This window comes from Methylobacterium sp. HJ2, assembly GCF_056431005.1.
Genome location: NZ_JBWJYM010000003.1, coordinates 499,662 through 518,393, shown reverse-complemented (window position 1 = coordinate 518,393; position 18,732 = coordinate 499,662). Strand labels below are relative to the sequence as shown.

17 protein-coding genes are annotated in these 18,732 nt (G+C 70.1%); 8 read left to right on the top strand and 9 right to left on the bottom strand.

Going from position 1 to position 18,732, the window contains the following annotated elements; translation table 11 throughout:
• Positions 1-45 precede the first annotated feature (45 nt).
• From infB to ACS5RC_RS10940, 7 genes are all read right to left on the bottom strand, one after another.
• Entirely contained in the window at positions 46-3,000 is a 2,955-nt protein-coding gene (infB, locus tag ACS5RC_RS10970) for a translation initiation factor IF-2 (protein WP_478343878.1), read from the bottom strand.
• Positions 3,001-3,183: 183 nt separating this feature from the next.
• Positions 3,184-3,894, bottom strand: coding sequence for an RNA-binding protein (locus tag ACS5RC_RS10965; RefSeq protein ID WP_478343877.1), 711 nt, complete (start codon positions 3,892-3,894; stop codon positions 3,184-3,186).
• A gap of 17 nt (positions 3,895-3,911) precedes the next feature.
• Positions 3,912-5,522 (bottom strand): transcription termination factor NusA, encoded by a 1,611-nt coding sequence (gene nusA / locus ACS5RC_RS10960; protein ID WP_478343876.1) that lies wholly within the window; start codon positions 5,520-5,522, stop codon positions 3,912-3,914.
• Between the two features lie 73 nt (positions 5,523-5,595).
• Entirely contained in the window at positions 5,596-6,378 is a 783-nt protein-coding gene (gene rimP, locus ACS5RC_RS10955; RefSeq protein WP_478343875.1) for a ribosome maturation factor RimP, read from the bottom strand.
• A gap of 569 nt (positions 6,379-6,947) precedes the next feature.
• Positions 6,948-7,811 (bottom strand): hypothetical protein, encoded by an 864-nt coding sequence (locus ACS5RC_RS10950; protein ID WP_478343874.1) that lies wholly within the window; start codon positions 7,809-7,811, stop codon positions 6,948-6,950.
• Entirely contained in the window at positions 7,808-8,893 is a 1,086-nt protein-coding gene (locus tag ACS5RC_RS10945; RefSeq protein WP_478343873.1) for a hypothetical protein, read from the bottom strand. The genes ACS5RC_RS10950 and ACS5RC_RS10945 overlap by 4 nt, the downstream gene beginning before the upstream one ends.
• 163 nt (positions 8,894-9,056) lie before the next feature.
• A complete protein-coding gene (locus tag ACS5RC_RS10940; protein ID WP_478343872.1) occupies positions 9,057-10,091 on the bottom strand; it encodes an aspartate-semialdehyde dehydrogenase in 1,035 nt (344 codons plus the stop codon).
• Positions 10,092-10,441: 350 nt separating this feature from the next.
• Between ACS5RC_RS10940 and ACS5RC_RS10935 the strand changes: the two genes are divergently transcribed.
• Positions 10,442-11,302, top strand: a complete 861-nt coding sequence (locus ACS5RC_RS10935; RefSeq protein WP_478343871.1) for a hypothetical protein — start codon at positions 10,442-10,444, stop codon at positions 11,300-11,302.
• Positions 11,303-11,473: 171 nt separating this feature from the next.
• Complete coding sequence (locus ACS5RC_RS10930; protein WP_478343870.1) at positions 11,474-11,887, top strand: hypothetical protein; 414 nt, start codon at positions 11,474-11,476, stop codon at positions 11,885-11,887.
• A 193-nt stretch (positions 11,888-12,080) separates the two neighbouring features.
• Here the strand turns inward: ACS5RC_RS10930 and ACS5RC_RS10925 are convergent, their stop codons facing one another.
• Positions 12,081-13,022, bottom strand: coding sequence for an NAD(P)H-binding protein (locus ACS5RC_RS10925; protein WP_478343869.1), 942 nt, complete (start codon positions 13,020-13,022; stop codon positions 12,081-12,083).
• 88 nt (positions 13,023-13,110) lie between these two features.
• Between ACS5RC_RS10925 and ACS5RC_RS10920 the strand changes: the two genes are divergently transcribed.
• Positions 13,111-14,025, top strand: a complete 915-nt coding sequence (locus ACS5RC_RS10920; RefSeq protein ID WP_478343868.1) for a LysR family transcriptional regulator — start codon at positions 13,111-13,113, stop codon at positions 14,023-14,025.
• 289 nt (positions 14,026-14,314) lie between these two features.
• Here the strand turns inward: ACS5RC_RS10920 and leuB are convergent, their stop codons facing one another.
• The gene (gene leuB, locus ACS5RC_RS10915) at positions 14,315-15,424 is read right to left on the bottom strand and encodes a 3-isopropylmalate dehydrogenase (protein WP_478343867.1); all 1,110 of its coding nucleotides are present in this window, start codon (positions 15,422-15,424) and stop codon (positions 14,315-14,317) included.
• A gap of 366 nt (positions 15,425-15,790) precedes the next feature.
• Between leuB and ACS5RC_RS10910 the strand changes: the two genes are divergently transcribed.
• The 5 genes from ACS5RC_RS10910 to ychF all read left to right on the top strand — a co-directional run bounded on the left by ACS5RC_RS10910 (position 15,791) and on the right by ychF (position 18,678).
• Positions 15,791-16,480 carry a 50S ribosomal protein L25/general stress protein Ctc gene (locus ACS5RC_RS10910; RefSeq protein WP_478343866.1) on the top strand — a complete coding sequence of 230 codons (690 nt, stop codon included), beginning with the start codon at positions 15,791-15,793 and terminating at the stop codon, positions 16,478-16,480.
• A gap of 104 nt (positions 16,481-16,584) precedes the next feature.
• Entirely contained in the window at positions 16,585-17,193 is a 609-nt protein-coding gene (gene pth / locus ACS5RC_RS10905; RefSeq protein WP_478343865.1) for an aminoacyl-tRNA hydrolase, read from the top strand.
• Complete coding sequence (locus ACS5RC_RS10900; protein WP_478343864.1) at positions 17,190-17,315, top strand: hypothetical protein; 126 nt, start codon at positions 17,190-17,192, stop codon at positions 17,313-17,315. The genes pth and ACS5RC_RS10900 overlap by 4 nt, the downstream gene beginning before the upstream one ends.
• Positions 17,316-17,398: 83 nt before the next feature.
• Positions 17,399-17,566: a hypothetical protein gene (locus ACS5RC_RS10895; RefSeq protein WP_478343863.1), complete on the top strand. Its 168-nt coding sequence runs from the start codon at positions 17,399-17,401 to the stop codon at positions 17,564-17,566.
• Between the two features lie 14 nt (positions 17,567-17,580).
• Positions 17,581-18,678 carry a redox-regulated ATPase YchF gene (gene ychF, locus ACS5RC_RS10890; RefSeq protein WP_478343862.1) on the top strand — a complete coding sequence of 366 codons (1,098 nt, stop codon included), beginning with the start codon at positions 17,581-17,583 and terminating at the stop codon, positions 18,676-18,678.
• The last annotated feature ends 54 nt before the right edge of the window (positions 18,679-18,732 follow it).

Sequence of the window (18,732 nt, the reverse complement as noted above, 5' to 3'; positions counted from 1 at the left end):
GCAGCCTCAGGCTGCAGCCGCCGTGCCCGGCCGGAACCGGTCGCTTCAGAGGGTGCGGCGGATCTCTTCGACCCGGTAGCACTCGATCACGTCGCCCGCGCGCATGTTCTCGAAATTCTCGAAGGCCATGCCGCAATCCTGACCGGACGTGACTTCCTTGGCATCGTCCTTGAAGCGCTTGAGCGTCTTCAGCTTGCCCTCGTGGATGACCACGCTGTCGCGGATCAGGCGGACATGGGCGCCGCGCTCGACGATGCCGTCCTGGACGCGGCAACCCGCGACCTTGCCGACCTTCGAGACCTCGAATACCTCCTGGACGACCGCCTCGCCGAGACGCTCCTCGCGCAGCGTCGGCGGCAGCATCCCCGACAGCGTCGACTTAATATCGTCCACGAGGTCGTAGATGATGTTGTAGTAGCGGATCTCGACGCCGTTGCGCTCGGCCGATTCCCGCGCCTCCTTGTGGGCGCGGACGTTGAAGCCGATGACGACGGCCTTCGAGGCCTGCGCCAGGGTGATGTCCGACTCGGTGATGCCGCCGACGCCGGCGAGCAGGATACGCGCGCCGACCTCGTCGTTGCCGAGCTTGTCCAACGCACCCGAGATCGCCTCGACCGAGCCCTGCACATCGGCCTTGATGACGATCGGCAGCTCCTTGCGGCCGGCGCCTTCCTTCATCTCGCGCATCATGTCGACGAGCGAGCGGTTCGCGCCGCCCGTGCGGGCGTTCTGGCGCTCGCGCTTCTGCCGGGCGCGGTACTCGGTGACCTCGCGGGCCCTTGCCTCGTTCGGCACCACGATGACGCGGTCGCCCGCATCCGGGGTGCCGTTGAAGCCCAGGATCTCCACGGGGACCGAAGGACCCGCATACTGGACGTTCTCGCCCTGGTCGTCGATCAGGGCGCGCACGCGGCCCCACTCGGCACCGGCAACCACGATGTCGCCGGTGAAGAGGGTGCCGCGCTGGACGAGCACCGTGGCGACGGGGCCCCGGCCGCGGTCGAGCTGGGCCTCGATGACCGTGCCCTCGCCGTCGCGCTTCTCGTTCGCGCGCAGGTTCATGATCTCGGCCTGGAGCTGCAGGCCGTCGAGCAGCTCCGGAAGGCCGTCGCCGGTCTTGGCAGACACCTCGAACTCAAGAGTCTCGCCGCCCATCGACTCCACCTGGATGTCGTGCTGCAGCAGCTCGGTACGGACGCGTTGCGGATTCGCGTCCGGCTTGTCGATCTTGTTGATGGCGATGATCATCGGGACGCCGGCCGCCTTGGCGTGCTGAATCGCCTCGATGGTCTGGGGCATGACGCCGTCGTCGGCGGCCACCACGATCACCACGATGTCCGTCACCTTGGCACCGCGGGCGCGCATGGAGGTGAAGGCCGCGTGGCCGGGCGTATCGATGAAGGTGATCAGATCGCCCGACGGCGCCGAGACCTGATAGGCGCCGATATGCTGGGTGATGCCGCCGGCCTCGCCCTCGACCACGTTCGCCTTTCGGATGGCGTCGAGGAGCGATGTTTTGCCGTGATCGACGTGGCCCATGATCGTGACGACCGGCGGACGGGGATCGAGATCCTCCTCCAGATCCGGCTCGTCCGAGGTCAGGCCTTCCTCGACGTCGGATTCCGCGACCCGGCGCACGGTGTGGCCGAGTTCCTCGGCGATCAGCTGCGCGGTGTCCGAGTCGATGACGTCGGTAATCTTGTGGATCTGCCCCTGCTTCATCAGCAGCCGGATCACGTCGACGGCCCGCTCCGACATGCGGTTGGCGAGTTCCTGGATCGTGATCGTCTCGGGGATCGTCACCTCGCGGGACAGCTTCTCCTTCTGCTCCGCTTGGCGATGACCGCTCATGCGCTGCTGGCGACGCCGGAACGAGGCGACGGAGCGCGTCCGTTCGTCCTCACCGGACGTGGCGGTGGCGATGGTCAGGCGGCCGCGGTTACGGTCCCCACCCGGCGATTTCGGCGCCTTGGGAGCCGCGATGATCTTGAGCGGCATGCCGGGCCGACGGATCACCCGCTTCGTGTCGCTCTCGTCGTCGGCCGGGACAGCGGCGCGGCCGGCGGCGGGGCGCGCAGCGGCAGCGCCGGCAGGACGGGCGGCGGTCGCCGGGGTTGGCGCCTTCTCGGGTTCCGGCGCGGGGGCCGGACGAGCCATGAAGTTCAGATCGCGCGGCTTGCGCACATCCGCCGTGATGGTCTTGCGCGGCTCGGACGAGGCCGGGCGCGGCGCGCGCGGGGCGATCGCGCCGGGCGCTGCCGCCGTGGAACGGGCAACGGGGGAGCCAGCGCGCGGCGCCGCGGTCGCAACACGCGGTGCGGCCCCAGCAGGACGCGCGGCCACGCTCGGCGCAGCCGTCGGCTTGGCGGCCGGTGCTGGGGCAGGCGTGGGCGCCGCAGCGACGGGAACGGTCGCGACCGGCTCGGTCGCCGGGGCGGCGATAGCGGGCTCCGGCGCGGCAGGTGCCGGCGCAGCGGCCTTGGCCGCAGCCTCGGCAGCAGCGGCAGCGGCGCGCTGGCGCTCTTCCTCCTGCTGCCGACGGGCTTCCGCCTCCGCCTCGCGTTTACGGGCCTCGGCGGCCTCACGCTCACGCTGGGCGGCGAGCTCCGCTTCCCGACGGGCGGAGGCCTCTGCCTCGGCCCGCTGCCGGGCCTCCTGCTCACGGCGCTGTGCATCGGCCAGAGCGGCGGCGCGCGCATCGCGCTCCTGCTCGCTCAAGGTCCGGAGGACGACGCCTGACGCCGCGCGCTGCGCCGGGCGCGGCGCGGGTGCGGGCGCCGCGGGCGCGGGCCTCGGCGGAGGCGGCGCTTCGCGGGCAGGGGCCTGGGCGCCGGGTGCAGCACCGATCACACGGCGCTTCACCTCCACCACGACCTGCTTGGAGCGGCCGTGGGAGAAGCTCTGCCGCACGGTCCCCGACTCGACCGGCCGCTTGAGAGACAGCGGCTTCGCGGGTGCCTTGCTCAGAGTCTTGTCGCCCGGATTGTTCGTATCGCTCATTCAGTTTGAACCCTTGAGGGTTTCCATCATCCCGTGAACCGGTCGCCCACAGGGCGCCGACCTGATCCGTTCTGAGCAGGACGCTGTGGGCAACCCCACGGATCCGGCCGAGAAATCCTTTAGATGTCGCGCCCTGCTCGCCCGCGGACCGAGGCCCGTGCGCGACAGGAAGCCATCCACCGCCTAAGACGGTGGCGCGCCCCTGTCGTCGCGGGCAGAACCCGGCTCCTCGATCGCCGTACCGGCGCTCTCGAAGGAGCGAAGCCGACGCCAACGCGCCAGGCAGCCGGCGGCTCCGACTCCTGCGACGAGCGCAGCGTGTATCACATGATCCCGACCCAAGGCCATGTCCAATTCGTCCTCGGACAGGTCGTCCACGATCGGGATCCTCGATATGGCATCGCCATGCCGGCGGTGCAATGCTCCGGCGAGTTTGCGCCGGCCGTCGGGGCTCGCCTCAGCAGCGTGGAAGAGGGCCGCCACGCCCGGCTCGCCGCCAATGGCGGACTCGACCTTACCGAACCCTGCCACCACGCAGCCCGCCTTGTTGGCCAGCGCGAGGGCCTGGCGCAAATCCTCGCGCAGATGTGCGGCGATCCGGTCGGCGAGATCGGCCGGCACGGCGCCGGCCTTGCCCCGGAAGGCGCGCTGGAACTGCCGCCGCCGCACCGCGTCGGCGATGAGGTCGCGTCGGGCGGTGACCCAGGCGCCGCGGCCGGGCAGGCGGGCCCGCAGGTCGGGCACCACCGCGCCCTCGGGGCCGAGCACGAAGCGGATCATCGCATCCGGCCCCTGCACCGTCCGGGTGACGATGCAGGTGCGCTTCGGCGGACGCCGGCCGGGGCCGGCATCGAGTTCGGGGAGGTCGCCCCCCTGATCCTGCGCCTCGCTCATGATTGGTCCCGTGTCCGTCAGGCCTCCTCGACCTCGCCCTCGGCACCTGCGGCATTCTCGGCCTCCGGCTCCTCGGCGACAGCCTCGATCCAGCCGGCGTGTCGGCGGGCGGCCATGATCATGGCTTCGGCCTCCGCGCGGGAGACCTCGAAGCCGTCGAGGAAGCCTGCGTGGCGCACCGCCTCGGGGCCGCGGCCCTCGGTGTAGCCGACGAGGTCGTCGGTCGCGCAGCCTGCGAGGTCCTCGATCGACTTCACGTCGTTCTCGCCGAGCGCCACCATCATCGGCGTGGTGATGCCCTCGATCTCGCGCAGCTCGTCGGCGACGCCGAGCTCGGTACGGCGCTCGTCGTGCTCCTGCTCGATCCGCGCGAGGTGGTCCTGCGCGCGGGCCTGGATCTCGGCGCCGGTCTCCTCGTCGAGGCCTTGGATGCCGGAAAGCTCCTGGGTGTCGACGTAGGCGATCTCCTCGACGGTGCGGAAGCCTTCCGCGGCGAGCAGCTGCCCGACCGTCTCGTCCACGTCGAGGGCCTCCATGAAGGTCTGAGTCCGCTCGGCGAATTCCTTCTGGCGCCGCTCGGATTCCTCCGCCTCGGTCAGGATGTCGATGTCCCAGCCGGTGAGCTGGGAAGCGAGGCGTACGTTCTGGCCGCGGCGGCCGATCGCCAACGAGAGCTGGTCGTCGGGCACCACCACCTCGATGCGGTCGGCCTCCTCGTCGAGCACCACTTTGACCACCTCGGCCGGCTGCAGCGCGTTGACGATGAAGGTGGCCTGATCTTCCGACCACGGGATGATGTCGATCTTCTCGCCCTGAAGCTCGCCCACCACCGCCTGGACGCGCGAGCCGCGCATGCCGACGCAGGCGCCCACGGGATCGATCGAGCCGTCGCGCGAGATCACCGCGATCTTGGCGCGCGAGCCCGGGTCGCGGGCCACCGCCTTCACCTCGACGATGCCGTCGTAGATCTCCGGCACTTCCTGGCCGAAGAGCTTGGCCATGAATTGCGGGTGCGAGCGCGAGAGGAAAATCTGCGGCCCGCGCACCTCGCGACGCACATCGAACAGGTAGGAGCGGATGCGGTCGCCGGGGCGGAAGGTCTCGCGCGGGATCATCTCGTCGCGGCGCACGATGCCCTCGCCGCGGCCGAGATCGACGATGACGTTGCCGTACTCGACGCGCTTGACGAGGCCGTTGACCACCTCGCCGATGCGGTCCTTGTATTCCTCGAACTGACGGTCGCGCTCGGCGTCGCGCACCTTCTGCACGATCACCTGCTTGGCCGATTGGGCGGCGACGCGCCCAAAATCGAAGGGCGGCAGAGTGTCGGAGATCACGTCGCCGACGAGCGCGCCCGGATTGTAGCGACGGGCCTGATCGAGGGTGATCTCGCGGGCGTCGTTCTCGACCTGATCGACGACGAGCAGGTGGCGGGACAGCCGCAATGCCCCGGTCTTCGGGTCGATCTCGGCGTGCACGTCGGTCTCCGCGCCGTAGCGGGAGCGGGCAGCCTTGGCGATCGCCTCCTCCATCGCGTCGATGACGATGGAACGGTCGATCACCTTCTCGCGGGCGACCGCGTCGGCGATCTGGAGGAGTTCGAGCCTGTTGGCGCTGACGACGGCCATCGGTGTCGGTTCCTTCTCGTACGAACTCTGAACATCGCGCCGGCTGAACGGGCGCGAAACGGGCGAACGGGACTCAGTGCAGCGAATCGCGATCCTTCAGGCGGTTCGCCTTGGTGATCACGGGCTTCTTCGGGCCGGTCCTGGCCGGCGCCGCCTTCGCCTTCACCGGCTTGTCGGCCTTCGGCTTCGGGCGCTTAGGCGCCGGGATCACCCGCACCTGCAACGGCGCTGCGTCCTCCGGCGCATCATCCTCCGCCTCCTCGTCCGAGTCGTCGAAGGCCTCGTCGTCCTCGCCCGGAGGACCACCGCGGCGCAGCGATTCGCGGATCAGTTCGTCGGTGAGGACGAGATGGGCCTCGCCGAGATCGGCGAGCGGCAGGACGATCCGGCTCGGCAGGCCCTCCTTCACGTCGGGCAGGTCGATCGGCACGGTCAGCGCCGCCGGATCCGGCACGCCGAGCAGCCCCCGGAAGCGCTTGCGCCCGTCGAGGGGGCGGGCCAGCTCAACCTTGGCCTCGTAGCCTGCCCAGCGCGCGAAATCCGAGACCCGCACCAGCGGTCGGTCGATGCCCGGCGAGGAGATCTCGAGGTTGTAGGCGCCGCCCACCGGGTCGTCGAGGTCGAGGAGCGGCGAGATCGTGCGGCTCACGGCCTCGCAATCCGTGATCGTGCAGGTGCCGTCCGGCCGCTCGACCATGATCTGCAGCACGGTGTCGCCGTTCACCGCTAGGACCTTCACCCGCACGATGCGGTAGCCCAGCCCCTCGACAGCTCCTTCGATCACCTGCACCACGCGCGCGGCGGGGCCGGTCTCGCCGACGAGGCGTTTCTCGGGGGCTTGGGCCGTCTCTGCCATGCCGGTCGATCTCCGGCGCCTCAAGGGCGCGCGATGCGGGCAGAGGCAGGCTGCGGCAATAAAAAAGAGCGGGCCCCGGGGGACCCACTCCGAACCGCAGCCTATCGACTGCCATCAGAACTGTTGAGCGCTAGATAGACCCGGATCGAGGCCAGTGCAAGGTGGTCGGCCGCAGGTCTTCGCATTTCGCCCGACCGGCACGGCACCGGTCCGGTAGCGACCGGCCGGACGCGAGCTCGGCCTGACGCACGGCATCGCGCGCCGGGATTGGAACACGGCAAGGCTCACGCCTCACCGGCGCGCGATTGCTGACGGCAGCGTCACGCTGCTGGAGGCCGTCGCCTCAGCGTGAGGTCGTGGAATAGGGCACCACCGGCGGCGTCAGCGGCTGCGCGTGTTCCGTCCAGAGCACGGCCGCGACCCAGAGGACGAGGAGGGCAACAACCAGGGCGCCAGGTATACGGCGACACGGGGGACTTGAATCGGGCACGGGCAGCGGGTGTGCGGGACGAATAGGCGCGCTGTAGCCGGCGGATGTTTCTCAATGATGTGGGAATTATGCCCACTAACTACGAAATCGCTTGCTCGATCGGGAGGGGAGCCGGCTCCCAGTATCGCTCGTAGCTCTGACCCCGCACCATTTCGGCCTCCCAGCCGCGGATGATCGCCGCGAGGGCGGCGCGGTCGCCGATCCGAAGCGGTTCGATGAGATCCAGGATACGGCGGCGTATCCGGCGATACTCGAAGCAGAGCACCGCCTTCTCGAAGGCGGCCATCGCACGCCGCGTGCGCTGGCCGCGCTCCGGATAGAGGAGCGGTTCGGGGATCACGTAGTCGCCAAAGCTGTCGGGCTCGTATCTCCACATGACGCGCGCGAGGATCGCGCGTGCGTCGTCCAGTTCACCGGCGGCGAGCGCGATGGCGAGGTGCTCCTCCTCGTGAAGGTCGCCGCGGCGGACGATGTAGCTTCGATAGAAGTCGAGATACGCCCAGTGGTCCTGCGCCATTGGACGAAGAAGCGGCAGCACTTGCGTCTCGACGGCGCGCGTGAAGATGGAGGCGACCTCAGGATCGGACCACTTCCAACATCCCAATGTCTCGCGCCATTTTGCGAGTTCGGGAAACTCGGGGCGCCGTTGGTATCCTGGCTGCAGGAAGTACTCCCTGGTGAATGGGGCCGGGTGAGGCTCCTTATAAATGTACTCGGTGACATTTCCGATATCATCGACAGCTCGATACCCAGCCCAGTACAGAGGCGCCACACTCCATTGTGGAGTGAAGATATTTGGATTGCTACATCCTTCGATGTAAATCTGAGCGGATACATGCTGGATCGGCTTGATCCAGATCGAAGACCCGTCGATCTGTACGAGGTCGGGATTGCGCGCAAGCACTTCCCGAAAGAGCCACTTCTTCTGCTTGATGTTGGTCATGAGCGCGGTCGCATCTGAGTGAGGATGATCCGGAGGACTTCGGGGAATTTCTTCTTCGCGGCAGTCGCGTAGCGAATCGCGTCGGACCACTCGATGCCAACCGCACCCGTCTTGTGATCGTAGATGCACGCGACCGTGGGTTCGGCCCGATGAAAGAGGTCGAGCCGGCTGGCCTTGACCGCACCCGGTTCGCCGCGCTTGCGAGGCTTGCCGATGAGGAGTTCCGACTGGAAATTGGTGTCATCCTTGCTCTTCACCCAGTCATCCATCCTGCGATGAACGGCGTTGCCGATCTCGATCGGCGTGCGGTACTGGCCGCTTTGCCGAACAGCGGTGTTCGTCGCGTCCAATTCGGCCTGAATCTCGCCCGTCTTCGGACAGGCGGCATCGAGCTGCGCCTGATCGAGCTGGCCGACCCAGATCGCCGGTTGGGTCTTGAAATCCTCGGCCCCACGGAACTCGTGCGCCGTCATGCCCAGGACGGTGCCGTAGCCGTCACGATGCGCCGAGAGGACCGAGAACAGGGTGCCGGCGAGTTCCAGGGTCCGCAGCACCTGAACGGCCGCCACGGCTGGGGGGACGAATTGCAGGAACGCGGGCTGCACCGTGGCGTCCGCTTCGACGCCGCCCTCCGTGAAGGTGCTGCGGGACAGGACCTCGCCGGAGACGCCGTCCCGAATGGTCTGCGTCGCGCCGGAGGTCTCGAAGACCCGGCTCTCGCCGTCCGGCGCGGTGACGAGGTGCTGCGCGTCGAAATCGCGCCGCCTTGCCCGGATGCGGAGCGACAGCACGCGCGTGCCGTCCTCAAGGCGCGTTTCGTCTCGGGTCTGCGCGGGCTCGGCCCCGGGCATCGCTGCCCATTGCGGCCTGATCAGCCGCTGCACGTCCTCGGCGCCGAGCGTCCGCTGCCCGACACCGACCCATCGGCCGCCGTCCGGCTGTCCGGCCGGGGCGCGCGGCTGGTCGGACCAGTCCTTGCGCAGGGCCTGCTCCAGGCGGAGCAGCTTCGTGTCGAGGGACAGACCGGCCAGCAGGCCCTTCAGGCTCTCGACCTCGTCACCGAACCGCGGCTGTCTGGCCATCGCACCGATCCGAATCACCCGGGATTAGGATCTTAAACCAGAACAAAGCAGGAATATATGTCTTTATTTCCTACTCTGGTGCCAACGTCGAACGCCGCCCCGCGAGCGGGACGGCGTCAGGATCGGTGGTCCGGCGCGGTCCGGCTCGCGCCGGAGCGTCGGGTCAGGCGGCGCTCTTGGCCTTGTTCAGGAGCTTGCGGTTGATCAGCACCTCGGCGATCTGCACCGTGTTGAGGGCCGCGCCCTTGCGCAGGTTGTCCGAGACGCACCAGAAGTTCAGCCCGTTCTCCACCGTCGCGTCCTCGCGGATGCGGGAGATGTAGGTGGCGTCCTCGCCCGCCGCCTCGTGCGGGGTCATGTAGCCGCCGTTCTCCCGCTTATCGATCACGAGCACGCCCGGCGCCGCGCGCAGGATCTCGGTGGCCTGCTCGGGGCTGATCGGGCGCTCGAACTCGACGTTCACGGCCTCGGCGTGGCCGATGAAGACCGGCACCCGGACCGCGGTCGCCGTGAGCTTGATCTTGGGATCGAGCATCTTCTTGGTCTCGGCGACCATCTTCCACTCCTCCTTCGTGTAGCCGTCCTCCATGAACACATCGATGTGCGGGATGACGTTGAAGGCGATGCGCTTGGTGAACTTGGTGCTCGTCACCTCGCCCGCGGTGAAGACCGCGCGGGTCTGGTTGAACAGCTCGTCCATCGCGTCCTTGCCGGCGCCGGAGACCGACTGGTAGGTCGAGACCACGACGCGCTTGATGGTGGCCGCCTCGTGCAGGGGCTTTAATGCAACGACAAGTTGCGCCGTGGAGCAGTTCGGGTTTGCGATGATGTTGCGCTTCGTGAAGCCCGTGATCGCGTCGGCGTTTACCTCGGGAACGATGAGCGGAACGTCCGCGTCGTAGCGGAACGCCGACGAGTTATCGATGACCACGCAGCCCTGCTGTCCGATGCGGGGCGACCACTCCTTGGAGGTCTCGCCGCCCGCCGACATCAGGCAGATGTCGGTGTCGGAGAAATCGTAGGTGTCGAGGGCTTTGACCTTGAGGATCTTGTCGCCGAAGGAGACCTCCTGGCCCTGGCTGCGGCGCGAGGCGAGCGCCACGACCTCGTCGGCGGGGAAGGCCCGCTCGGCCAAAATATCCAGCATCTCGCGGCCCACGTTGCCCGTGGCGCCGACGACGGCGACCTTGTAGCCCATTGTTCTCTCCGCGTGTCCCGGCGATCCGTGCGCCGCAGCGCTCCCGGACCCGGCGGCGTACCAGCGTCCCGCGCGCGGCGGGCTGTCCGACCGAACCGATGCCCCAAACGAGGCACGGCCGAACCACCCCGCCTGCGCAACAGGTAGGGTGGACGACTGGCGCGAGAAAGACGCCCGCACGCCGCTCCTGTCAAGCGGCGGAGGTTCCGGCGCGGCGACGGCAACGCCCGATTCACCCTGGGACGAGAAAGCCGGCGGCCGCGCGCCCCGCGGAAACCCGGCGCTGGCGGGCGCCGCCGCATGATCGGGCCTTGCCGGCACGGGATCCGGCGCGGAGGGTCGAGCGGACGATGCAGGGTCAGGACCATCTCGCGCGGGCGCTGCCCGACAGAGCCCCCGGGCGCCGGCCGGCCGTGCTGCGGCTCGGCCTGCGGCTGGCGCTGGCGGCCGGCGCGATCGCGATCCTCAGCCTGCTCGCCGCTCCCCGCGCCGCGCGTTCGCCCGACGCGGCCCTGATGTCCGCGCGGGCTGGCGCGGACGACCTCGTGCCCGCCTCGGCCTTCGTCCCCGCCACCGCGGCGGCGCCCGCCCGGGCCGCCGCGCCGCCGCCGCCCGGTCGTCTCGGGCTCGACGATGCGGACGCGATCGATCCGGTGCGGCTGGAGCCGGCACGCATCAACCCGACGACGGCCGCCCGCGAGGAGACACTGACGCGCGGCAGCTTCGCGGATTACGAGGCCAACGCGCTGCGGCTGACCCTCACCCGCATGGCCGGCCCCGAGCCGGCGCCCAGCCTGTTCGTGACGCTGGCCCGCCGCGGCGCCGAGGGTCCCGGGCTCGCCGTGATCCGCACCGGCGGCCGCGATCGGATCGCCACCAAGTTCGGGGCGGTCGAGACCCTGGAGGCCACGCTGGCCGGAGCGACGCGCCGGATCTGCACGGGATTCGCGACGCTCGAGACCGCGCCGACCCGCATCGACGGCTGGCTCTGCGCCCCCCTCGGCCAGCCGCCGGAACCCCGCGCCGTCGCCTGCCTCCTCGACGCCTTGATTCTGGAGGGCGCCGACGAGCCGGCCGCGAGCCTGTTCCGGGCAGCCGCGCGCCGCCGCGATCCCACCTGTCGCCCGGCGGCGCTCCGCGAGGCGGCGGAGCCCGCCACCGGCCGGACCGGCTCGATCCGCGGCCGGCGCAGCCCCGCGCCCAACGGCTGAGGCCGGAAACGTCCGGACACCAAAAAATGAGGCGATTGTGCGGCGAAAATGGGTAAGCTCGGCCGTGCAGGCGGAACAACGGCAACGCTGAGGCGTCTACTCCCCAACAAGCGGGCGCGGATTGTTAAGCTTTCCCCGCCACGATCACTCCCGTTCTCATCAAGGTGCGTCATGCGCTCGTTCAAGTTCGCCCTTCTGGGCGCCCTCGCGGTGACCGGCCTCGGGCTCGGCGCTCCCGCCCAGGCCCAGGACGGCTTCGGCCGCCCCACGGGTTTCTACCGCGTCAGCCGCCCGCTGCCGATCCGGATCCGCCCGCGCAGCTGGCTCGATGCCGGCAACGTCGTCGAGCCCGGCAACGGCTCGGTGAGCAACCCGGCGACCAACCCGGTCCTGATCGCGCAGTCGAACGCCCTGACCCCGGTCTACGGTCGCAACGACCGCTTCGGCACCGGCATCCTGCCCGATCCGATCACCAACGGGCCGTTCATCGGCGCCCGGTCGAGCGCGATCCGCAACGTCGACTTCTCCGCCGTCGACGCGATCGACCCCACCTCCTACGTGTCGCGCTACGGCAACCCGTACTGATCCCAACCGGATCGTTCTCGAAAGAGGAGGGCGCGCAGCCAGGCTGCGCGCCCTTCCTGCGTTCAGGGCTGGCGTCGCCGCGGATGCCGGCCTGGCGATCGCGCCGCCGACACCGCGCGGATCAGGGGCTGACAGCGCGCGGCACGACCGTCGAGCGACCGATTTCGACCGGCGTAGGGCGTCCCGCAAGCGGTCACGACCGGAGTGCCTGGATGACGGCAGCCTCCAGCGACGTCCGCGGCACATCGCCGAGGAGTTCGGTCAAGCGTCGTCCGTCGAGGTGGATGGGCCGCTTCCAGAACGGGCGAACCTCCATGACCTCGCGCGGAAACCCGCCGAAGGGCGCGAGCGCCCGCATCAAGCCCCAGGGAAAGCGGCGCTCGGGAAGGTCCGGACGTCCGGAGGCCCGGCGGATCGCGGCGACCATGTCGCCAACCTCCGACACGTCGTGGCCGGCGAACTGCACCCGCTCGCAGGGCTGCAGGCGATCCGGGGGCAACTCGATCAGGCGCGCGATGACCTCGGCGAGGTCGGGCAGGAACGCGAAGGCGTGGCTGACGCCGGGCGTGCCGGGGTTGACGATCCGGGTCAGCGGTCGCTTGGCCAGGGCCTGTGCGAACCAGCTCTGGCCGGCTCCCGGACCGAAATAATCGCCCGCCCGGACGATGAGGCTTCGCACCGCCGGCGCGGCCTCCGCCAAGCGCGTCTCCATCTCGACGCGAATCTCTCCCTTGCGGCTCCGCGGGCGCTGCGGCGTGGTCTCATCGATCGTCGTGATCGTGGCCGGGTCGTAATTGTAAATCGTCCCCGGCAGCACGACCCGGGCACCGGCGTGCCGTGCGGCCGCGAGCGTGTTGTCGAGCATGGGCAGGACGACCCGGTCCCAGCCACGATATCCGGGGGGGTTCACCGCATGGAGGATCACGCAGGCCCCCTCCGCCGCGCGCACGACATCCGCTTCGTTCATGGCGTCCCCGGTCCGCCAATCCGGCGCGGCGGCTGAGCCCCACGCCTTCGCCGATCGCGCCGGATCCCGCGCGAGGGCGATGACGCGCCAGTCCCGGGCCAGCATGGCCCGCGCGACCGCACCGCCGACGCCGCCCGTCGCACCAAGCACCAGAACCGTCTTCATCATCACGTTCCTTCCACTGTCGACGCTCTGATGCCGCGGATCGCACGTCGAGGAAATTGACCGGCTTCGATGAACCGCCTATCGAAATGTGATGAGCACGGACGATGTGGGCTGGGACGATCAGCGCGCCTTTCTGACCGTGCTCGAGACGGGCAGCCTGTCGGCGGCTGCGCGGGCGCTCGGCCTCTCCCAGCCTACCGTGCGGCATCGGATCGAAGCGCTGGAGCGCGCGATCGGGCAACCGCTCTTCGTGCGTGGCGTGAACGGCCTCGCGCCGACGCCCGAAGCGCGCGGCCTGGCCGAGCATGCGCGGCGCATGGCCTACGCGTCCGAAGCGTTCCGGCGCGACGCCGCGGGGGCGGCCTCCGAGATCGCGGGTCCGGTTCGGCTCAGCGTCTCGGACTTCGTCGGCATCGAGGTCGTCCCGCCGATGCTGGCCACCTTACGCGAACGCTATCCGCGCCTGACGGTCGAATTGCTGCTCACCAACGCGAATGTCGACCTTCCGGGGCAGGAGGCGGATGTGGCCGTGCGCATGGCGAAGCCGAGCCAGGCGTCGCTCGTGGCGCGACACGTGGGAGGAATCCCGCTCGGCTTCTTCGCCGCCCCGGCCTATGTCGACCGCAACGGCCTCCCGGAAACGATCGCGGACCTGCCCCGGCACGACCTGATCACGCCGGACCGCGCCCCGGCTGACCGTTCGGTCCTCGACGGGCTGAGCCGGGAGGCAGGCGGGCGGTTGCGGGTCGCCCTGCGGAGCGACAGCCATCCGGCTCAACTCGCCGCGGTGCGCGCCGGTCTCGGCATCGGCGTCGTGCAGGTGCCCGTCGGCGACCGGGACCTCGTGCGCGTTCTGCCGGATCGGGTCGTGTACGTCCTCGACACCTGGATCGTGGCGCACGAAGACGTGCGGCGCAGCGCCCGGATCGACGCGCTGTTCAGGCACCTCGTTGCGACGTTCCGGGCTTACTGCTCCGTTGGCTCCGCGTCTCGACGGACACCGTGAAGCGAGAGGCGTGGTCAGCGAACGAACGAGAGATCGCCGTCTGCTCTGACCGGTCCGGTGCTCCGGCGCGCATGGCCGCTGCCTTCGCGAGATCGGGCACGCCGGACGCGGAGGCTCCTCGGGTCGTAGACGGGTCCGGACGGGCGGAACCGTGCCGCCCGTCCGGACCCAATCGTCAGCGGATCAGCCGGACAGCCACGCTCGACGCTCCGTCGCGCGATCGAGCCGATCCGGTTCGGCTCCCGGAGCCGTTGCCCGACGCGATCGGCGACGGATCCGGGATCGGCACTCAGGCCGCCCGGGCCCGGACGGCCCCGGCGATCGCCTCGGCCATCGCCCGCGTGCCGATGGCGGCGCCCTCGGGCCCCGCGATGTCGGCGGTGCGCAGGCCGGTGGCCAGCGTGTCGGTGATCGCGCCGTCGAGGAGGTCGGCCGCCTCGCCGAGCCCGAACGAGTAGCGCAGGCACATGGCGAGGGAGCCGATCATCGCGATCGGGTTCGCCTTGTCGGCCCCGGCGATGTCGGGCGCCGAGCCGTGCACCGGCTCGTAGAGCGCCTTGCGCAGACCGCCGGCCTCGGCCGCCCCGAGCGAGGCGGAGGGCAGCATGCCGAGGGACCCGGTGAGCATCGCGGCCACGTCCGAGAGCACGTCGCCGAAGAGGTTGTCGGTCACCAGCACGTCGAACTGCTTGGGGCGGCGCACCAGCTGCATGGCGCAATTGTCGGCCAGCACATGCTCCAGCGCCACGTCGGTGTAATGCGCCGCGTGGACCTGCGAGACGACCTCCTTCCACAGCACCCCGGACTTCATCACGTTGTGCTTCTCGGCCGAGGCCACCCGGCCCGAGCGCTTCCGCGCGAGATCGAAGGCCACGTGCGCGATCCGCTCGATCTCGCCCGTGGTGTAGACCTGGGTGTCGACGGCGCGCTTGCTGCCGTCCGGCTGCACGGTGATCTCCTTCGGCTCGCCGAAATAGACGCCGCCGGTGAGCTCCCGCACGATCATGATGTCGAGGCCCTCGACGAGGTCCCGCTTCAGGGCCGAGGCGTCGGCGAGCGCGGGATAGCAGATCGCCGGGCGCAGGTTGGCGAACAGGCCGAGATCCTTGCGCAGGCGCAGCAGCCCGGCCTCGGGCCGGAGCTCATAGGCGACGCCCGCCCATTTCGGTCCGCCCACCGCGCCGAGCAGGATCGCATCGGCCGCGGCGGCCCGGGCCAGGGACTCGTCCGAGAGCGGCTTGCCGTGCGCGTCGAGGGCGGAGCCGCCGACGAGGTCGGTCTCGGTCTCGAAGCGCGCGAGGCCGGTCTCGCGCAGCGCCCCCAGCACGGTCTCGACGCCCGCCATCACCTCGGGGCCGATCCCGTCGCCGGGGAGGAGCAGGAGCTTGTAGCTGGCCATGGCGTCGTCTCGTCTGGTGGAGGATGGGGCGGCTCTATCGAGTGGGCTCGGCGCTTGGCAAGGTTTTGCCGACGCGTCGTCGCCCGTCGTCGACCCCGCCCGGGCAATGTCACGGCGCGGACAGAGCCGCGCGGAGCCGAAGTCCCGAGGCCGGGGGCGCGACCGCCGCCGCTCGGGACCGGAGAACCCGGGGCGATCGCGGTGCCGGCGGCCCGCCTCAGGATTGCCTCGGCGCGCGATCCGGTGTAAGCGCGCCCCGCGCCCTTGAGACACCCTTGGAGGCACGGGCGCGCTGGGAAGGGTCGGGCCGTCCGCTTCGGGCGGCCTTCTGCGTTTCTCAGGCCATCACATCAGAAGGATCACGCCATGAGCGCAGTCAAGACGCTTGAGGCCGTGGCACGCGACCGGGTCGGCAAGGGGGCCGCCCGGGCCGTTCGTCGCCAGGGCAACGTTCCCGCCGTCATCTACGGCGGAGGCCAGCCGCCGCAATCGATCGCCATCGACCTCGTCCGCACCCGCACCCTGATCTACGCCGGCGGCTTCAAGACCACGCTGTTCGAGATCAATGCCGGCGGCAAGAAGACCCGCGCCATCCCGCGCGACTTCCAGCTCGACCCGGTCTCGGGTGTGCCGCTGCACGTCGACTTCCTGCGCGTCGTCGCGGGCCAGGCCGTCACCGTGGACGTGGCCGTCCACTTCGTGAACGAGGACGCCGCGCCGGGCATCAAGCAGAAGGGCGGCACCCTCAACATCACGCTGCACACGCTCTCCCTCGAGGTGGCGCCCGACCAGATCCCCGACGCGATCGAGGTCGACCTCACCGGCCGCGAGATCGGCGACGTGATCCACGTCTCGGATCTCAAGATCCCGGCCGGCACCTACACCGGCGAGCCGACCGATCCGGTCGCCAACATCGTGCCGCCGACGGTGCTCGGCGCCGAGGTGGAGGCCGAGGAGGCCGCCATCGCCGAGGCGCAGTCGAGCGAGGCTGCCGAGGAGAAGGCGGAAGCCGAGGCCGAGGCCGCCGAGGGCGACGCGGAGAAGACCGAGGACTAAGCCCGCGCAGGCCTCCGGGCCGACGGGTTTCCTGCCATGCCCCGGCCTCGCGGCCGGGGCATTTCCTTATGTGGCGCAGCACTTGAGCTTCGGGACGGCGCATCATGCGGCTCATCGTCGGCCTCGGAAATCCGGGCCCGCGCTACGCGCGCAACCGGCACAATATCGGCTTCCTCGCCGTCGACGAGATCGCCCGCGTGCACCGGGCGAGTCCGTTCCGGCGCCGCTTCCAGGGCGAGGCCGCCGAGGTGACGCTCGGCACCGAGCGCGCCATCCTGCTCAAGCCCCAGACCTTCATGAACGAGTCCGGCCGCTCGGTCGGCGAGGCGCAGCGCTTCTACAAGATCGCCGTCGGCGACATCATCGTGCTGCACGACGAGCTCGACCTCGCCCCGGCCAAGCTGCGGGTGAAGCTCGGCGGCGGCAATGCCGGGCATAACGGCCTGCGCTCGATCACGGCGCAATGCGGCAACGAGTACCGGCGCGTGCGGCTCGGTATCGGGCACCCGGGCGACAAGGCGCTGGTCCATGCCTACGTGCTGAACGATTTCGGCAAGGGCGAGGAGCCCTGGGTCGAGGATCTCTGCCGGGCGGTGGCCGACCACGCCGCGCTGCTCGCCGCGGGCGAGGATGCGAGCTTCCAGAACAAGGTCCATCTCGCGATGGCGGGCCGCGGCTGGGACGACGTGAAGGCGGTCGGCCGCGGAAATTGACACGCCCTTACCAGGACACGATACAGCCCGCGGAGGCCGCTATGCAGAACCTCACCCTGACGATGGACGAGGCGCTGCTGCACCGGGCGCGGGAGGGCGCCGCTTCCGCGCCGGCCCCCTGATGCGATCGACGGACCAGAACCGCAAGGCGCCCGGGCGACACGGGGGCTGCCGGGACGCGGCCGAACGCGCAGGGCCCGTGCGCATGACCTCCGGCTATCAGGGGTTCGACGGCCTGCGGGTGGCCGCAGACCGGCTCGCCGGAGGCCGCGATTTCCCGACCGAGGACCCGGCGCACGGCGCCGTGTCCACGGGCCTGACTCTCACCAACCCCGTCCGCGCGTCGCCCGACGACGTGCTGCGGCGGAACTGACCGGAACCGGACCCATGGGCTTCAAATGCGGCATCGTCGGCCTGCCGAACGTCGGCAAGTCGACCCTCTTCAACGCGCTGACGCAGACCGCGGCGGCCCAGGCGGCGAACTACCCGTTCTGCACCATCGAGCCGAATGTCGGCGAGGTGGCGGTGCCGGATCCGCGCCTCGACCAGCTCGCCGGGATCGCCTCCTCGAAGGAGATCATCCCGACGCGGCTCACCTTCGTGGACATCGCCGGCCTCGTGCGGGGCGCCTCGAAGGGTGAGGGCCTGGGCAACCAGTTCCTCGCCAACATCCGCGAGGTCGACGCCATCGCCCACGTGGTGCGCTGCTTCACCGACGGCGACGTCACCCATGTCGAGGGCAAGGTCGATCCGGCCGCCGACATCGAGACGATCGAGACCGAGCTGATGCTGGCCGATCTCGACAGCCTGGAGCGCCGCGCCCAGTCGCTGGAGAAGAAGGCCAAGGGCGCCGACAAGGAGGCCAAGGAGATCCTCGACCTCTGCAACCGCGCCCTGCCGCTGCTGCGCGAGGGCAAGCCCGCCCGCCTCGTCTCGCGCAAGCCCGAGGAGGAGGCGCTGTTCCAGCAGCTCGGCCTGATGACGGCCAAGCCCGTGCTCTACGTCTGCAACGTCGACGAGGCCGACGCCGACAAGGGCAACGCCTACTCGGACACCGTGCTGGCGCGCGCCGAGGCCGAGGGCGGCCGGGCGGTCGTGGTCTCGGCCAAGATCGAGAGCGAGATCGCCGTGATGGCGCCGGCCGACCAGGCCGAGTTCCTGGAGGCGGTCGGCCTCGCCGAGCCCGGCCTGAACCGGGTGATCCGGGCGGGCTACGATCTGCTCGGCCTGATCACCTACTTCACCGTCGGCCCCAAGGAGGCGCGCGCCTGGACGATCCCGGTGGGCACCAAGGCGCCGGCCGCCGCGGGGGTGATCCACTCGGATTTCGAGAAGGGCTTCATCCGGGCCGAGACCATCGCGTACGCCGATTACACCGCGCTGAAGGGCGAGGCGGGCGCGCGCGATGCCGGCAAGCTGCGGCTCGAGGGCAAGGAATACCGGGTGCAGGACGGCGACGTGCTGCATTTCCGCTTCGCCAACTGACGGCGGAGCCGCGCCCGAGCGCCCGGGACGCACCCGCCCGCCATCGCCGACCGA

Excerpts from the sequence above, each read along its gene's own strand:
- ACS5RC_RS10935 (WP_478343871.1), top strand. The coding sequence starts at position 10,442 with ATGCAGGGTCAGGACCATCTCGCGCGGGCGCTGCCCGACAGAGCCCCC.
- rimP (WP_478343875.1), bottom strand. The coding sequence starts at position 6,378 with ATGGCAGAGACGGCCCAAGCCCCCGAGAAACGCCTCGTCGGCGAGACC.
- ACS5RC_RS10895 (WP_478343863.1), top strand. The coding sequence starts at position 17,399 with ATGACCTCCGGCTATCAGGGGTTCGACGGCCTGCGGGTGGCCGCAGAC.
- infB (WP_478343878.1), bottom strand. The coding sequence starts at position 3,000 with ATGAGCGATACGAACAATCCGGGCGACAAGACTCTGAGCAAGGCACCC.
- leuB (WP_478343867.1), bottom strand. The coding sequence starts at position 15,424 with ATGGCCAGCTACAAGCTCCTGCTCCTCCCCGGCGACGGGATCGGCCCC.
- ACS5RC_RS10965 (WP_478343877.1), bottom strand. The coding sequence starts at position 3,894 with ATGAGCGAGGCGCAGGATCAGGGGGGCGACCTCCCCGAACTCGATGCC.
- ACS5RC_RS10925 (WP_478343869.1), bottom strand. The coding sequence starts at position 13,022 with ATGATGAAGACGGTTCTGGTGCTTGGTGCGACGGGCGGCGTCGGCGGT.
- ACS5RC_RS10945 (WP_478343873.1), bottom strand. The coding sequence starts at position 8,893 with ATGGCCAGACAGCCGCGGTTCGGTGACGAGGTCGAGAGCCTGAAGGGC.
- pth (WP_478343865.1), top strand. The coding sequence starts at position 16,585 with ATGCGGCTCATCGTCGGCCTCGGAAATCCGGGCCCGCGCTACGCGCGC.
- ACS5RC_RS10950 (WP_478343874.1), bottom strand. The coding sequence starts at position 7,811 with ATGACCAACATCAAGCAGAAGAAGTGGCTCTTTCGGGAAGTGCTTGCG.
- ACS5RC_RS10930 (WP_478343870.1), top strand. The coding sequence starts at position 11,474 with ATGCGCTCGTTCAAGTTCGCCCTTCTGGGCGCCCTCGCGGTGACCGGC.
- ACS5RC_RS10920 (WP_478343868.1), top strand. The coding sequence starts at position 13,111 with ATGAGCACGGACGATGTGGGCTGGGACGATCAGCGCGCCTTTCTGACC.
- nusA (WP_478343876.1), bottom strand. The coding sequence starts at position 5,522 with ATGGCCGTCGTCAGCGCCAACAGGCTCGAACTCCTCCAGATCGCCGAC.
- ychF (WP_478343862.1), top strand. The coding sequence starts at position 17,581 with ATGGGCTTCAAATGCGGCATCGTCGGCCTGCCGAACGTCGGCAAGTCG.
- ACS5RC_RS10940 (WP_478343872.1), bottom strand. The coding sequence starts at position 10,091 with ATGGGCTACAAGGTCGCCGTCGTCGGCGCCACGGGCAACGTGGGCCGC.
- ACS5RC_RS10910 (WP_478343866.1), top strand. The coding sequence starts at position 15,791 with ATGAGCGCAGTCAAGACGCTTGAGGCCGTGGCACGCGACCGGGTCGGC.